Source organism: Noviherbaspirillum malthae (assembly GCF_015352985.1).
Classification (GTDB): Bacteria; Pseudomonadota; Gammaproteobacteria; order Burkholderiales; family Burkholderiaceae_D; genus Noviherbaspirillum; species Noviherbaspirillum malthae.
In genome coordinates this window covers 182,741-196,740 of record NZ_JACYXF010000001.1, presented here as the reverse complement: position 1 = coordinate 196,740, position 14,000 = coordinate 182,741, and the positions used below count along the sequence as shown (strand labels likewise).

Below are 14,000 nucleotides of genomic sequence, written 5' to 3'. Positions count from 1 at the left end.
GGCCAGGACGCTGGTATCGGCTAGGTGGAGGCAGGTTGAGGGGTCAGCATGTTGGCGTCCCGCACGATCATCCAGGCATCGTCGGCACCCTTGTGCAGTATCGTCAGGGTGGGGCCGGAGCGCCGCATCGACAGGCCGTTGCGGCGCGGCGTCATGGTCACGTTGAGCTGCGTCCAGCAGAAGGCGATCCTGCCGTGAATCTGCAACTCCCTGATCTCGCCCTGGGATTCGATGCGGTAATGTTGCATGCCTTCACGAAAGGCCTCGAGAAAGCTGTCCCTGCCGTGCATCGGCGCCTGCCCCGGCATGAGAAACACCACGTCTTCGGACATCAGCCTGGCCAGGCGGTCGGGATCGCCTTCCTCCGAAGCGGTCTGCCATTCGAAGAAAAGATTGCGGATGGACTGTTCGTCGGTCGGCATGACGGTCTCCTGTTCAGGAATGGGTAGCACTATCCATGCGGCCATGCGGCGAAAAGCAGTTCCGGCATCACCTCGCCTGCCTTGCCGCGCAGGATGTACTGGGCAATCACATCATGGCTGGTAGCTTCGGGATTGATCTGGATCACGGTGCGGCCACAGGAGCGGGCGTAACGCGGCAGGCTGGCGGCGGGTTCGACCAGGCTGGACGTGCCGATGCAGAAAAAGACGTCGGCCTCCTCAAGCACTTCGGAGGCGCGGCTCCATGCCGCCGACGGCAGGGATTCGCCGAACCAGACCACGCCCGGACGCAGCATGCCGCCGCAATGCCCGCAGCGCGGCGGGACTTCTTCGGATGCTTTCACGGCAGCACTCTCGGCCGGCCTGCCGCAGTCGAAACACCGGGTGTCGAGAATATTGCCGTGCAATTCGATGACGTCGCTGCTGCCTGCGCGCTGATGCAGGCCGTCGACGTTCTGGGTAATGACCGTGACCTTCGGCACCAGCCCTTCAAGCTGCGCTACCGCAAGATGGCCTGGATTGGGTTTGGCATCCCGCAGCAGTTCGCGCCGCCACGCATACCAGTTCCATACGGTGACGGGATCGCGCAGGAAAGCATCGGGAGTCGCCAGGTCTTCCGGCCGATACTTGGCCCACAGGCCGGTGTGCGCTTCGCGGAAAGTGGGAATGCCGCTTTCGGCGGACATGCCCGCGCCGGAAAAGACAGCGATATGGCGCGCGGCACGCAGCTTGTCGAGCAGGACGAAGTCGAAGAGCATGGCGAATGACTGGGCGGAAGACGGCCCAGTATACCTGCTATGCACCTGCCATGGCCGCGGTATGGCTGGGCTCAGGCTTCAGCCGCCGCCGTCCGGGCGCGCGGAGCCTCGTCCCCGGCACGCGTGCGCATGGCGAGCAGGATCACCGCGCACAGCACCATCGCGCCGCCCAGCAGCTGTCCGGCACTGACCGATTCGGACAGCAAGGCAACGCCCAGGCAAAGCGTGATCACCGGCTCCAGTGTGGAAATGATCGATGCCTGCGACGGCCCGACATGCCGGATGCCGACCAGGAAGGTCGTCACCGCGACCGCCGTCAGCGCAGCGATGGCGGCGATTGCCATCCAGGCCGCCGGCGTGGGCGGCAGCGCCGAGCCGTCGGCCAGCGCGAAGCCGCCGTTGCCCAGGCATGCCACCGACATGATCACCAGCGTACCCGCCAGCGGGTCGATGCCCTTGGTGATGCGGCCGCCGAGCAGGATATAGACCGCATAGATGGCAGCGGCGGCCAGGCCGAGGATGATACCCAGCGGCGTTCCCTGCAGGTCGCCGCCGAGCATGACCGCCATGCCGGTCACCGCTACGGCCAGCAGCGCCATCGTGCGGCGGTCGAGCTTCTCGCTGCCGATGGCGACCGCCAGCATGGTGACCAGCACCGGATAGGTATAGAGCAACAAGCCGACCAGGCCGCTGCTGGCATGGATCAGTGCGGTGAAATATGCCTGCGACTGGCCGGTGTAGAGCAGGCCCATCAGCACGAAGCCGGCCAGCGTGCGGCCGCGCGGCAAGGCGGCGCGCCGCAGCCTGACCAGCGGCGCGAGCAAGGCTACCGCGATGGCGAACCGCAGAGTCAGTAGCATGCTCGGGCTGACGCCGGCGTCATAGGCGGTCCTGGCGAACAGGGCCATGCTGCCGAAGCCGAGGGCGGACAGCAGGACGAGGGCGATGGCTGTATTGCGGGACATGGCAGGCATGCTTTCAGGGAAAAAGTTCAGGGCAAAAGGTTTTGGGGGTGGCACTATGGATCGATGAAGCAGTCTAGTAGCTTGCAGCTCATGCCACAAACCAATATTCTTGCTGGTCTGCCCCAATTATTTTGAGCCTTCATGCAATACCGACTCCCTCCCCTGCAGGCCGTGCGCGCCTTCGAGGCAGCCGCCCGCCACGGCGGCTTCCAGGCTGCAGGCGAGGAACTTCATGTTTCCGCCGGCGCCATTGCTCATCAGGTCAAGCAGCTCGAAACCTGGCTGGGCATCGCCCTGTTTCAGCGCCTGCCGCGCGGCGTGGTGCTGACCAGCGCCGGCCGGCAATATGCGCAGGCCCTACGCCCGCTGCTCAACGGATTGGCGGAAGTCTCGGAAGCGGCGCGGCGCCAGGGCGATGAACGGGTCGTCACCGTGACCTCCGTGCCCTCGCTGGTGTCGCGCTGGCTGCTGCCGCGGCTGGGCCGCCTGCGCGAGCGGCATCCCGAAATCGACTTGCGGCTGCTCGCCTCGCTGCATCCGGTCGATTTCCTGAGTGAAGGCGTGGATGTCGCGATCCGCCTGGGCACCGGCCCCTATCCCGGCCTCAAGGCCGACCTGCTGCTGGAAGAATGGTTTTCCGCGGTCTGCAGCCCGGCGTTCAAGGCCGCCGCAGGCGATATCAGGGAGCCGGCCGATCTGCTGCGCCATCCGCTGCTGCATGATGAACTGGAGCCGCGCATTCCGGACGAGATCCTGTGGCCGCGCTGGCTGCAGTATTTCGGCGTGCGCTATGCCGGCAGCAAGCGCCCCAGCTTTTCGCACACCTACCTGACGCTGGAAGCCGCCGCCAACGGCCAGGGCGTTGCCCTCGCGGCCGAGCCGTTCATCGAAGAGGATCTGCGCAGCGGCCGGCTGGTGCGCCTGCTGCCGCACAGGATGCGTGGGCCTTATCGATTCCATCTGCTGCGTCCGCTGGAAGCGGAAGCGCGGCCGGCGGTGAAGGCGTTTTGTGACTGGGTGATGGAGGAGGCGCGAAGTAGCGGGGTTGAAGGAGATACGCGGTAGCAGGTAAAGAATTGACGTTTTAGCAACAATTCTTCTAACATGCGTTTTCCTTTGCCGTGATGGGCCTAGTCTCTATTAATGGCTTTAACGCGAGACTGAAGGAGAGTTGATGTTTCAATGCAGCTTCGAGCGATTCTCACCAGCGCAAAACCGATCAGCATGCCTGGAACGAAATTGAAAGCCTATGGCCGGCTGGTGGTCAAATGAAGCCTCTTCAACGCATTGTCTTCCTATTGGTGATCCTCCTGTTTACCGGCCTGCTCGCGCGCTGGTGGCTTTCGACCGGCATGTCGGAGTCCATCTGGACCTGGATCAACGGCCTGATTGAAAGCGGCCAGAATCCCGGCCTTGCTTCCGATATTGAGCTATTGGTGACGCTTGTTTGTGAGCTGCTTGTTTCGACGATCGGCGTAATGCTCATTCGCCCGCTTGTATCCTGCATTCGCAAGAAGATATAGCCATCGAAATTCACCGATACCGATTTAAGCGTGCCCGAGCTGTATGTCAGATTTACTTGGGCGCGCCGACTATGCTTCAGCATCCGCAAATAATCTCGCTGTCTCCCTGCGAACCCTGAACTCCCGCCGTCGGATGCCCGTCACGCTTCCACCAGTCGAGGCCGCCGATCAACTCCTTGACCTTGAACCCTAGCCGCGTCATGTTCAGCGCGCCCTTGGTGGAGCCGTTGCAGCCGATGCCGTCGCAGTAGCTCACCACCAGTGCATCGCGGTCGAAACCGCGGGTGGTGTCTTCGGACATGGTCCGGTGCGGCAGGTTGATCGCGCCGGGAATGTGCTCGCGCGCATACAGTTCCGGCGCGCGGGTGTCGATGACGATGAGCCTCTCGTTGGCCCTGAGCGCCACGCTGAGGTCCCAGGAATCGATCTCGTAGGCGAGCTTGTCGAGGTAGTGCTGGAGTTGCGCTTGCATGGGTTTCCTTTCCTGTCCCTGGGGTTGAATCCATGCCATCATGCTACCTGCGATTGGTTTGCGGCAGCAGACCATTTTCTAGCTTAACAGCAGACCACTTCTTATGTCCTTGCCCTTATCCGGCCGCAAGCTGAGCGGCGTATTGCTGACACTGCTCGAGCAGAACCATGACAGGCAGCCGAGCCTGTCCGGCCGGCTTTACCGCGCGATCCGAACCGCCATCGTGGACGGCACCTTGCATGCCGGCGACCGCCTGCCTTCGACGCGGGCGCTGGCATCCGACCTCGGCGTCTCGCGCAGCACCGCCGAGGGCGCCTATGCCCAATTGGAAGAGGAAGGGTATCTCGAGCGCAGCACCGGCAGCGGCAGTTTCGTCAGCTGCGCCAGTACAGTGCGCAGTTCCCTGCGGCGTAAGTCCGCCCTGCCCCAGGCCGCCCCCGAGACGCTTCTGTCTTCACGCGGCCAGCGCATCGCCCGCATGGGCGGCTGTGTCGATGCGCTGGAGGTGCGCGCCTTTTCCGCCGGCATGCCGGCACTGGACTCCTTCCCCGCCGCCATCTGGCAGCGCCTGCTTGCACGGCACGCGCGGCATGCGCCGCAGCGCTGGATGATGTACGGCGACCGCCAAGGCCTGCCGCAATTGCGGGAAGTCATCGCGCAGTACCTCTCGCTGTCGCGCGGCGTCGATTGCGATGCCGGGCAAGTGCTGGTGCTCACCAGTTCGCAGCAGGCGCTGACGCTGATCGCCATGATGATGCTCGACGCCGGCGACCATATCTGGCTGGAAGACCCGGGCTACCGCGGGGCGCAGACCGCGTTCTCTGGGGCCGGCGCGGCCCTGGTTCCGGTTCCGGTGGATGGCGACGGCATGCGGATCGACGACGCCCTGCATGCGGCGCCGAAAGCGCGGCTGGCCTACGTGACGCCCTCGCACCAGTACCCGCTGGGCATGGCCCTGAGCCTGCCGCGGCGGCTGCAGCTGATCGAGTGGGCGCGGCGCGAACGGGCCTGGATCGTGGAAGACGATTACGACAGCGAATTTCACTACGACAGCCGGCCGATCGCTGCCATCCACGGCCTCGACCGACATCAGCGAGTGCTGTACGTCGGTACATTTTCCAAGGTGCTGTTTCCGGGAATACGGGTTGCTTACCTGGTGGTGCCTAAGCCGCTGGTGCAGGCCTTCGTCGACGGACGCAGCCAGATCGACGGCCATACTTCGCCGCTGACCCAGGCGGTGCTGGCCGACTTCATGCAGGACGGGCATTTCATGGCGCACGTCCGGCGCATGCGCGAACTGTACCGGGCGCGGCGCAACATCTTCCTGGAAGAACTCGAACGCCATCTCGGCGGCCGCCTGCTGCCCGGGGCTGCCGCGGGCGGCCTGCAGATGAGCTGCCTGCTGCCGGACCAGCGGCATGCCGACCGGCGCGTATCGGCGATCGCGGCCGACGCCGGCATCGACCTGCCCCTACTGTCGCGGCTGCATCTCGGCCCGCAGGCCCGCCAAGGCTTCGTGATGGGGTTCAGCGCGCTTGCACCCGGCGACATACGCGAAGCGATGAAGCGGCTGGCTGCAGCCTGGCCGCGCTGAGAGGCCTCATTCCGTATAGCGGCCGAGCGTGATGATGCGCAATATGCTCTTGTAGAGAAAATAGGCGGCGCCATACCATGCCCGCTGGTACCACGGGATGTTGGCGTAATCTTCGTAGCGTATCGTCACGCTCTCCTCCACCGCTTCCTCGATATGGCCGCGCAGCGTTCTCGCGAAGTCATGCTGGCGCACGACGACATTGGCTTCCTGGTTGACGAAGAGGCTGAGCCCGTCCCAGTTGCTGGAGCCGACCGTCGCCCATTCATCATCAATGACGGCGACCTTGCCGTGCAGCTGGGTCTTCCGGTACTCGACCACGCGCACGCCGCTCTTGAGCAGCTTGGGATAGAAGGAATGGGCGACCGCATCCTGGATGCGGAACTGGCCGACGCCGAGCAGCAATGTCACCTTGACGCCACGCCTGGCTGCGGCGGCGAGACCGTCGCGCAGCTTGCGTCCCGGCGCGAAATAGGGATTGGCCAGCCAGGCGCTGTGGCGCGCATTGCCCAGCGCCTTGAGATAAGTGCGCTGGATGGTGCGGCGGTTGCGCAGGTTGTCGCGCAGTACCAGCGCCGCCATCGCCGCATGGTCGACCGCCGCGGACGACTTGGTCTGCCGTTCGCGGAAGCGCTCCCAGCGGTAGCGCAGGTTCACCCCGCCCAGCAGCAGCCATTGCGACTGCACGTCGAAATGGATGGCTTCCACCAGCGGCCCGTGGATGCGCACCGCGAAGTCCCAGCGCGGCGCCGGCAGCGGCGTCTCGAAACCGTCGTCGGAAAGAAAGTCGTCGTTGATGTTGAGTCCGCCGAGAAACGCCACTTCGCAATCGACCACGCAGATCTTGCGATGGGTGCGCGCCACGCCGCGATGAAACCAGCTGTTGAAGATGCGGTGATGCACGCCGCCTTCGCGCAATACGTTGCGCAGCGCGACCGATTGCCGGTGGCCGGTGCCGAGCCAGTCGGTAATGACATTCACCCTGACGCCGCGCGCCGCCGCCGCCAGCAGCGCATCCTTGACCCGCACGCCGGTGGCGTCGAGCGTGAAGATATAGGTTTCCAGGTAGATTTCGGTGCGCGCATGATCGATCGCCGAGATCAGGGCGGGAAAGAATTCGATGCCGCGGTGCAGGAGCGCGACATGGTTATGGGCAAGGAATTCGATAGGACGCATGATGAGGACCGGGGCCGGCATCCGACAGCGGCAATGCGACAGATTCTACCGTGCCGGCCTTGCCGCCACTTATTTCAATGCGAGCGATGCGACGATGGGCGCATGGTCGGACAGCTTGGCCCACATCGGCCCGTGCAGGACTTGCGCGCTTTCAATCTGCAGGCCGCGCACATAGACTCTATCGAGCCGCAGCCAGGGCAGCGCCGCAGGAAAGGTGCGTGCCGGCTTGAGTTTCGGCCCGCGTCCGCTCAGGCTGCGCAGATAGACGCCGAAGCCGCGCGACGGCAGGTTTTCGTCGAATACCTCGGTGACGCCGAGGCTGCTGCGCAGCGTGGCGCTGAGCTGGTTGGTCCAGTCGTTGAAGTCGCCGGCGATGATCACCGGCGCATCCGGCGGGGAGGACGTGCCCACCGCCTCGATCAGCGCCTCGGTCTGGCGCTTGCGGCTGCGCGCAAACAGCCCGAGATGGATCACGTAGCAGTGCAGTTCGGTCTGCGGCAGTTGCACCACGCAATGCAGTATGCCGCGCGATTCGTAGGCATGGTCGGACACGTCCTGGTTGGTCGAGGACAGCACCGGAAAGCGGCTCAGCAGCGCATTGCCGTGGTGCCCATGATCGTAGACCGCATTCATGCCGTACACCGCCTGGTGCGATTCGCCGGCAAGAAAGTGGTGCTGCTCCTGCTCGGGCCACAGCGAGGCATGGCGTACCGCGAACTTGTCGTGCCGGCCCTGCACTTCCTGCAGGAACAGGATATCGGCTTCCATGGAGGACAGCGCCTGCTTGAGCGCATGCACGCGCGGCATGCTGCGCAGCGAACTGACGCCTTTGTGGATGTTGTAGGTGGCTATCCGGATTTTCATGCTTGCATTCTGTATGAAGGGCGGCGATCCATGGCCGCATGTGGCGCAAACTCCGCAATCGTCCGGCTGCTGCCGGACGCGGCAGCAAGCCTCAGGAAGTCCCGCGCCCCCGGCTGTAATTCGGCAGCTGCAGGATGGCTTCGGCGTTCGATGGGGAAAAGCACCTGTCCGCCGCCTCCCGGTAAGGCAGCCACATCTGGCTGGTATGCTCGCGCGGCGCCAGCACGACCGGAATGTCGCGCGGCACCAGCAGGCCGAACACATGCTCGGTATTGCGCGTCACGCCGGGCGCATAGCGATGCCGCCAGACCGGATAGATTTCGTAGACGTTGGAGAGTTGCCAATTGTTCAGATTGCTGATGGACACGCAGTTGGATTGGCGTTCCGCGTTCGAAGTTTCATCCACGATGCGAATGCCGGTTTCCTCGAAGACTTCACGGATCGCGGTCTGCTGCAGCGGCTCGTCTTCCGTGTCCTTGGAGCCGGTGACGGATTGCCAGTAGCCCGGCTTGTCGGCACGCTCGATCAGCAGGACGTCGAGTTCGGGGCTGTGGATGACGACCAGCACGGATACCGGGATTTTGTAGGGCTTGTGCATGCGTTGGCGTGGAATGCGCAGTTAGAGTGTTTTCGGCCTGACTGTACTGTCGATCCCGGGTGATTTGCCAGCGGTACTGCGTTGTGGTTCCTTGCCATGGCCCCGCCATGCCGCGTCACCACGCCTTGTTCCGCAAGCAAATCACCTCGGCCTCGCCTAGTCCAGTCAAGCCGAAAACACTCCAGGCGGTAGGGAAATGATACCCGAAGCAAATGCCGTGCATTTTCGCATCCTGCATTCCACGGTGTGGAGCTGGCGGCCGAAATAAAAAAGGCGCAGTTGCCTGCGCCTTTTCTTACGTCAACAAAGAGCCGAAAACATCAAGCCTTGACAGCCGGCTCCACGTTGCGCAGGCGGATATGCAGCTCGCGCAGCTGCTTCTCGTCGACTTCGGACGGCGCGTGGGTCAGCAGGCACTGTGCACGCTGAGTCTTCGGGAAAGCGATCACGTCGCGGATCGATTCGGCGCCGGTCATCATGGTGACGATGCGGTCGAGGCCGAATGCCAGGCCGCCGTGCGGTGGCGCGCCGTACTGCAGCGCATCGAGCAGGAAGCCGAACTTAAGCTGCGCTTCCTCGGCATCAATCTTGAGCGCGCGGAACACCTTGCTCTGCACGTCGGCGCGATGGATACGGACCGAACCGCCACCCAGTTCCCAGCCGTTGAGCACCATGTCATAGGCTTTTGCAAGCGCCTTGCCCGGATCGGTTTCCAGCAGGTCTTCATGACCGTCCTTGGGCGAGGTGAACGGATGGTGGGCGGCAACGTAGCGCTGGCCGTCTTCGTCGTACTCGAACATCGGGAAGTCGACGACCCACAGCGGCTTCCAGGTGTCCTCGAACAGGCCGCTCTTCTTGCCGAAATCGCTGTGGCCGATCTTCACGCGCAGGGCGCCGATCGCGTCGTTGACCACCTTAGCCTTGTCGGCGCCGAAGAAGATCAGGTCGCCGTCCTGGGCGCCGGTCTGCTCGATGATGGCATTGAGCGCGGCGTCGTGGATGTTCTTGACGATCGGCGACTGCAGACCATCGCGGCCCTTGGCCTTTTCATTGACCTTGATGTAGGCCAGGCCCTTGGCGCCGTAGATGGCGACGAACTGGGTGTAGGCATCGATCTCGGAACGCGGCATCGCGCCGCCGCCCGGAACGCGCAGGCCGACCACGCGGCCGCCTTCCATGTTGGCGGCGCCGGAGAAGACCTTGAAGTCAACGTCCTTCATCACTGCGGTAAGGTCGGTGAACTGCAGCTTGACGCGCATGTCCGGCTTGTCGGAGCCGTAGAGGCCCATCGCTTCCGCGTATTCCATCACCGGGAATGGGTTCGGCAGGTCGATGTCGAGCACGTTCTTGAACACGCCGCGAATCATGCCTTCGAACATGTCACGGATTTCCTGCTCGTTCATGAACGAGGTTTCGCAGTCGATCTGGGTGAATTCCGGCTGGCGGTCGGCGCGCAGGTCTTCGTCGCGGAAGCACTTGGTGATCTGGTAGTAGCGGTCGAAGTTGGCGACCATCAGCAGCTGCTTGAAGAGCTGCGGCGACTGCGGCAGCGCGAAGAAGTGGCCGGCGTTGACGCGCGACGGCACCAGGTAGTCGCGCGCGCCTTCCGGCGTGGACTTGGTCAGCATCGGCGTTTCGATGTCGATGAAGCCGTTGGCGTCGAGGAACTTGCGTACTTCCATCGTGACCTTGTAGCGCAGGCGCAGGTTGTTCTGCATTTGCGGGCGGCGCAGGTCGAGCACGCGGTGCGTCAGGCGGGTGGTCTCGGACAGGTTGTCGTCGTCGAGTTGGAACGGCGGCGTGACCGAGGCGTTCAGCACTTCCAGGTTGTGCGCCAGCACTTCGATCTTGCCGGACTTGAGGTTGGCGTTGGTGGTGCCTTCCGGACGGTTGCGCACCAGGCCGGTGATGCGCACGCAATACTCGTTGCGCACCGCTTCGGCGGTCTTGAATACGTCGGCGCGATCCGGATCGCAGACGACCTGCACCAGGCCTTCGCGGTCACGCAGGTCGATGAAGATCACGCCGCCGTGGTCGCGCCGGCGATGCACCCAGCCGCACAGGCTGACGGTTTGGCCGAGAAGCTCCTCGGTGACGAGGCCGCAATAATGGGTTCGCATAGACATGTTCAGTTTCCAGTTTCAGATTCTTTGGGATGATCCCGTTGCCGCCGTCATGGGCTGCCGGTCGGGACCCCGGGAAAAACGCTTGTATTCGGTATCAGATTTGCGGCGGAACCGCCTTCAGGTTCCTGGATGCGGCGACCACGTATTCGGGCGACACCACGCCCATCGAGACGATGTACTTCAGCGCTTCGTCGACGGTCATGTCCAGTTCGATGGCATCCGAACGCGGCATCATCAGGAAGAATCCCGAGGTCGGGTTCGGCGTCGTAGGCACATAGACGCTGATATAGTCGCCCACCAGATGGTTCCGCACATCGCCGCCGGGCGTGCCGGTGAGGAAGGCGATGGTCCAGGAACCCTGGCGCGGATACTGCACCAGCATCGCCTTGCGGAATGCATTGCCGGACGAGGAAAACAGCGTGTCCGAAACCTGCTTGACGCTCGAGTAGATCGAATTGACGACAGGAATGCGGGTCAGCAGCAATTCCCATGCGTACACCAGTTTCTTGCCGATGAAGTTACGGGTCAGCAAGCCGGTCAGGAAGATCACCACCAGCGTCAGTATCGTCCCCATGCCGGGAATATGGAAGCCGATCAGCTGCTTCGGCTGCCAGCGTTCCGGCAGCAGCAGGAGCGACTGGTCCATCGTGCTGATGATCAGGTTAAGCACCCACAGCGTGATTGCAAGCGGAACGAGAATCAGCAGGCCGGTGACAAAATATTTGCGCATGGTGGTGGTTGTCCGTGAGCGTCGCGGGCGTGTTCTTTCGTCAAGTGGCCGATGCGGCAGTGGAGCTCGACGAGCTTGCCGCCGTGCCGGAATCGGAACCGGAACCACCCGACGCAGGCTTGTTGGCTCCGGCAGCCGGAGCCGCGGTCGACGCAGTCGACGAAGCGGCCGGCGCCGACGTGCCGCCGCTGCCGCCGCTGCCATTGCGGAAATCGGTCACGTACCAGCCGGTGCCCTTGAGCTGGAAACCGGCCGCGGTCAGCTGCTTCTTGAAGGTGCTTTTGGCGCAGGACGGGCAGTCCGTCAATGGCGCGTCGGACACTTTTTGCAATACGTCTTTAGCGAAACCGCAGGATTCGCAGCGATAAGCATAAATTGGCATGGAAAAACCCCGCAAAAATCATCCAAAACCCTGAATTATAAAGGCTTTCGGCAGGACGTTGCGGACTGATTTACTTTGGGCATTTCGTCATTGACAGCCTGTCCATCAATGACGAAAGCCGCGGAACGGTCTGCGGCTTTCGTCATGAAGCTGATGGCGGCAACCCGGAGGCGGCCTGCCGGCCGCCTTTCCGTATGCCTTATTGAGGCACCGTTGCCTGGCGCTGCTGCGGCTGCGTCAGCAGCGAACCGGCCAGCATGCCGCCGAGGCTGAACAGGAAGCCGACCAGTTGCGGCGGCCAGTAGGCCTCTTCCCCGCCGAACAGCTCCATCAGCACCCAGGTGCTCAGACCGAGGACGATGGCGCCGAGCGCACCCTGGCGGGTGGCGCGCTTCCAGTAGAGGCCGAAGGCGAGCGGCACGAAGGCGGCCACCAGCGTGACCTTGTAGGCATTCTCGACCATCTTGAAGATGCTCGATTCGGTATTCATCGCGAAGGTCGTCACGACCGCGGTGAAGATCACCACCACGATGCGCATCGTCAGCAGGAATTGCTTGTCGGTCTGGCTCGGCAGCATGCCCTTCAGGATGTTTTCGGTGAAGGTAACCGAAGGCGCGAGCAGCGTGGCGCTGGCGCAGCTCTTGATGGCCGACAGCAGCGCGCCGAAGAACATTACCTGGGCAAACACCGGCACCTTGGTCATGATGAGCGTGGGCAGGATGAGCTGCGGATCGACGTCGATCAGGCCGGCCACCATCTTGGGATCGATCAGGGTTGCCGAGTAGGCAAGGAACATCGGAATGAAGGCGAAGCAGAAATACAGCACGCCGCCCAGCACCGAGGCATTGCCGGCGATCTTTTCATTCTTGGACGAGGCGACCCGCTGGAATACGTCCTGCTGCGGGATCGAACCCAGCATCATGGTGATCCAGGCGGCGAAGAACCAGAGGATTTCCCTGCCCGTCGGCTCCGGCCAGAGATCCAGCTTGCCGGCCTCGGCGGCATGCGCGATCACCGCGCCGGCGCCGCCGGCCATGCCGGACACTTCCCAGCCGATGTAGAGCATGCCGATCACAATGATGATCATCTGCAGGAAATCGGTGATCGCCACCGACCACATGCCGCCCATCAGGGTATAGATCAGCACGCTGGCGGCACCGATGACCATGCCGGCCTCCATCGAGATATAGCCGCCCGACACCACGCTGAAGACCAGGCCGAGGGCCTTGATCTGCGCCGCCACCCAGCCGAGATAGGACACCACGATGCACATCGTGATCAGCACTTCCACCGTGCGTCCGTACTTGTTGCGGAAGAAGTCGCCGATGGTCAGGAGATTCATCCGGTATAGCGGACGGGCAAAGAACAGGCCGACCAGGACCAGGCAGAGCGAGGAACCGAACGGATCGGAAATCACGCCGCGCAGGCCTTCCTTGACGAAGGTAGAGGAGATGCCAAGCACCGTCTCGGAGCCGAACCAGGTAGCGAACACGGTTGCGGTGACCACATACATGGGCAGCGACCTGCCGGCGACCGCGAAATCCTTGGAGTTCTTGACGCGGCGGGCGGCATAAATGCCGATGCCGACGGAAATTATCCAGTAGAGAACAACAAACCAGAGCAGAGTGTTCATCGGCGATCCTTGATCAAGAACGGTCGGCGGAAATTGGCGGAAATTGTTTGCCGGCATTATAGCGGCGCGTTCTCCGTGGTGAACAAAATCCTGGCGATGGCGTCGCCTATCGTCTACGTTTGCCTGCGTTCGCCGACGTTCACTTCCGCCGCCAGACCTGCCAGCGTTCCTTGCCGGCGAATACCGGCACGGAGTCGGAGACGGCGGCATCCTCGATGCGCTCGAAATGCGTTGCCAGAAGATGATGCAATTCTTCTTCCGATGCACCGAAAGGCGGCCCCTTCGGCGATTTGTCGAAATAGAAAAATCCAGCAAGAAGCGCGCCGGGCGCCAGCAGTTCCGACCAGCGCTGAACCACGGCGGGCCAGCGAGCGCGCGGCAATGCGCAGAGGAAGGCGCGCTCGTAGATCAGCTGCGGCGCGCGTGCCGGTGCGAAGGTGAAGAAATCGGCGGTCAGGATGCGGTCGGCCCATTTGCCGGCGGCAGCCTGCGCGGCGGCCACGGCGGCCTCGGAAAAATCGATGGCGGTGACGTCCCAGCCGGCTTCGGCCAGATGAACGACTTCATAACCGGTGCCGCAGCCCGGTATCAGGGTGGCGAGCGGCGCGGGCGAGCGCGCCACGAAATCCCGCAGGGCCCGGGGCACGCCGCCGAGGTCCCAGGGCGTGAACTGCTTCTCGAAACGCTCGGACCAGAATTCCGGCGCCATGGGATCGCGGCTGTCGAAGGTTGTCGCCATCAT

At 63.1% G+C, this 14,000-nt stretch carries 15 protein-coding genes; 3 read left to right on the top strand and 12 right to left on the bottom strand.

Translation table 11 applies throughout. The features are described from left to right. Positions 1 to 20: 20 nt before the first annotated feature. The 3 genes from IGW03_RS00975 to IGW03_RS00965 form a co-directional block, all read right to left on the bottom strand. Positions 21 to 422 (bottom strand): YybH family protein, encoded by a 402-nt coding sequence (locus IGW03_RS00975; protein WP_194720637.1) that lies wholly within the window; start codon positions 420 to 422, stop codon positions 21 to 23. A 29-nt stretch (positions 423 to 451) separates the two neighbouring features. Then, the gene (locus tag IGW03_RS00970; protein ID WP_194720636.1) at positions 452 to 1,198 is read right to left on the bottom strand and encodes an SIR2 family NAD-dependent protein deacylase; all 747 of its coding nucleotides are present in this window, start codon (positions 1,196 to 1,198) and stop codon (positions 452 to 454) included. A 71-nt stretch (positions 1,199 to 1,269) separates the two neighbouring features. After that, complete coding sequence (locus IGW03_RS00965; protein ID WP_194720635.1) at positions 1,270 to 2,163, bottom strand: DMT family transporter; 894 nt, start codon at positions 2,161 to 2,163, stop codon at positions 1,270 to 1,272. A 141-nt stretch (positions 2,164 to 2,304) separates the two neighbouring features. On the opposite strand from IGW03_RS00965, the gene gcvA reads away from it, so the two are divergent. Together gcvA and IGW03_RS00955 are read left to right on the top strand one after the other, a co-directional pair. Continuing rightward, a complete protein-coding gene (gcvA, locus tag IGW03_RS00960) occupies positions 2,305 to 3,228 on the top strand; it encodes a transcriptional regulator GcvA (RefSeq protein ID WP_194720634.1) in 924 nt (307 codons plus the stop codon). A 203-nt stretch (positions 3,229 to 3,431) separates the two neighbouring features. Beyond that, positions 3,432 to 3,686: a hypothetical protein gene (locus IGW03_RS00955; RefSeq protein WP_194720633.1), complete on the top strand. Its 255-nt coding sequence runs from the start codon at positions 3,432 to 3,434 to the stop codon at positions 3,684 to 3,686. A gap of 76 nt (positions 3,687 to 3,762) precedes the next feature. Here the strand turns inward: IGW03_RS00955 and IGW03_RS00950 are convergent, their stop codons facing one another. Next, entirely contained in the window at positions 3,763 to 4,158 is a 396-nt protein-coding gene (locus IGW03_RS00950; RefSeq protein WP_194720632.1) for a rhodanese-like domain-containing protein, read from the bottom strand. Between the two features lie 103 nt (positions 4,159 to 4,261). Here IGW03_RS00950 and pdxR point away from each other — a divergent pair, with 103 nt between their 5' ends. Then, positions 4,262 to 5,752 (top strand): MocR-like pyridoxine biosynthesis transcription factor PdxR, encoded by a 1,491-nt coding sequence (pdxR, locus tag IGW03_RS00945; protein WP_228534881.1) that lies wholly within the window; start codon positions 4,262 to 4,264, stop codon positions 5,750 to 5,752. Positions 5,753 to 5,758: 6 nt separating this feature from the next. Here pdxR and clsB read toward each other — a convergent pair whose 3' ends face one another. The 8 genes from clsB to IGW03_RS00905 all read right to left on the bottom strand — a co-directional run bounded on the left by clsB (position 5,759) and on the right by IGW03_RS00905 (position 14,000). Beyond that, the gene (gene clsB, locus IGW03_RS00940; protein WP_194720631.1) at positions 5,759 to 6,925 is read right to left on the bottom strand and encodes a cardiolipin synthase ClsB; all 1,167 of its coding nucleotides are present in this window, start codon (positions 6,923 to 6,925) and stop codon (positions 5,759 to 5,761) included. Positions 6,926 to 6,994: 69 nt separating this feature from the next. After that, complete coding sequence (locus IGW03_RS00935; RefSeq protein ID WP_194720630.1) at positions 6,995 to 7,789, bottom strand: endonuclease/exonuclease/phosphatase family protein; 795 nt, start codon at positions 7,787 to 7,789, stop codon at positions 6,995 to 6,997. A 91-nt stretch (positions 7,790 to 7,880) separates the two neighbouring features. Further along, positions 7,881 to 8,387 carry a dihydroneopterin triphosphate diphosphatase gene (nudB, locus tag IGW03_RS00930; RefSeq protein WP_194720629.1) on the bottom strand — a complete coding sequence of 169 codons (507 nt, stop codon included), beginning with the start codon at positions 8,385 to 8,387 and terminating at the stop codon, positions 7,881 to 7,883. 320 nt (positions 8,388 to 8,707) lie between these two features. Continuing rightward, positions 8,708 to 10,513, bottom strand: coding sequence for an aspartate--tRNA ligase (gene aspS, locus IGW03_RS00925; protein WP_194720628.1), 1,806 nt, complete (start codon positions 10,511 to 10,513; stop codon positions 8,708 to 8,710). A 94-nt stretch (positions 10,514 to 10,607) separates the two neighbouring features. Continuing rightward, positions 10,608 to 11,243, bottom strand: coding sequence for a DUF502 domain-containing protein (locus IGW03_RS00920; RefSeq protein WP_194720627.1), 636 nt, complete (start codon positions 11,241 to 11,243; stop codon positions 10,608 to 10,610). Between the two features lie 40 nt (positions 11,244 to 11,283). Beyond that, complete coding sequence (locus IGW03_RS00915) at positions 11,284 to 11,625, bottom strand: FmdB family zinc ribbon protein (protein WP_194720626.1); 342 nt, start codon at positions 11,623 to 11,625, stop codon at positions 11,284 to 11,286. Between the two features lie 199 nt (positions 11,626 to 11,824). Further along, positions 11,825 to 13,258, bottom strand: coding sequence for a high affinity choline transporter 1 (locus IGW03_RS00910; RefSeq protein WP_194720625.1), 1,434 nt, complete (start codon positions 13,256 to 13,258; stop codon positions 11,825 to 11,827). A 139-nt stretch (positions 13,259 to 13,397) separates the two neighbouring features. Continuing rightward, positions 13,398 to 14,000, bottom strand: a complete 603-nt coding sequence (locus tag IGW03_RS00905) for a methyltransferase (RefSeq protein ID WP_228534879.1) — start codon at positions 13,998 to 14,000, stop codon at positions 13,398 to 13,400.